The following is a 1,217-nucleotide window of genomic DNA, read 5'->3' on the forward strand; positions in this document are numbered from 1 at the left end:
GCTGCTTCGTGGACTGACCGCATGACGCGTCGCCCGGGATCACCTGGGCAGCATTGCGGTTTGAGCGGGCACGCATCGCAGTCGTGTTTTGATGCGCGGTATCGAATGAACCCGTCTTTACCGCCGTTGGGCTTTCGCGGTTTGGAGAAGTTCCGGCGATATGTTCGCAATTCCTTGTTGCCAGGACATGTGTAGCTATCCGTTGCGGGGTCGTACACGAAGTCTTCTCGAGAGAAAGTGCCATCGGTTCGCTTGGATTTGTCCCAGACTGGAATGTGCGGAGCGATACCCCGCTCTTCGACCAGCCACCCCAGCATCTCTGCCGATCCGTAGCCAGTATCGCCGACAAGCTTGTCTGGCGTCATACCAAAGCGGTCTGTGATCCGGTCGATCATTCTGCGCGCGGCAAAGGCTTCTGCAGTTCGGATCGGAACCGATGGCTCGACGTCCACGATCACAGCATTGTCCAAGTCCACCATATAGTTGGTGGAGTATGCAAAGAAGGCTGCCCCGCCATCTGCCCCTGTCCAGCGTGCTGCGGGATCGACAGGTGATATGTATTTCGGAACGACCTTGGTGGAGCCTCCGAAGGCTGCATCGTCCAATGTTTCGAGATACTCCTCAACGACGCGGGTTGTCAGGTCGGGAGGCAGACCTTCCTTGCTTTCGATCCCGCGGGTCTGGTTCGCATTCGCCGGGATCAGACTGGCATCGACGCCGAAGCTCTCGCCGCCGACAAGACCTTCATCAAGGCAGCGCTGAAGCACCGTTTCAAACAGATGCCGGAACAAATCGCTCTCCCGAAAGCGCCCATGCCGGTTCTTCGAGAAGGTAGAATGGTCGGGTACTGGATCGGTTAGATCAAGGCGACAGAACCACCTATATGCCAGATTGACATGCACCTCTTCGCAAAGGCGACGCTCGGACCGAATGCCTTGGCAGTAGCCCAACAACAGCATCCGGATCATCAACTCAGGATCAATCGAAGGACGACCATGAGAGCTATAGGATGAAGCCAGCAGCGGGCGGACGTCGGATAAATCGAGAAACCGATCAATGCCGCGCAATGGGTGATCGGCAGGCACAATCTCCTCAATCGAGAACTCGTAAAACAATGCGCCTTGCGCCACCTGCCTTGGTCCCATCATCGCCGCACCTCCACTCTTAATCAGAGTGAATCAGCGGCAGACCAACCAATCAACGGACTTTTTCAACAC

Annotated in this window: 1 protein-coding gene; it reads right to left on the reverse strand. The window is 56.4% G+C overall.

Features of this window, described 5'->3' with window-relative positions; all coding sequences use genetic code 11:
- Window positions 1-1,148, reverse strand: a 1,148-nt coding sequence (locus AB2B41_RS23295) for a transposase (RefSeq protein ID WP_367880219.1), incomplete at its 3' end; no start/stop codon positions are given.
- Window positions 1,149-1,217: the final 69 nt, after the last annotated feature.

It is taken from the genome of Sulfitobacter sediminis (assembly GCF_040811725.1).
Taxonomy (GTDB): Bacteria; Pseudomonadota; Alphaproteobacteria; order Rhodobacterales; family Rhodobacteraceae; genus Sulfitobacter; species Sulfitobacter sediminis.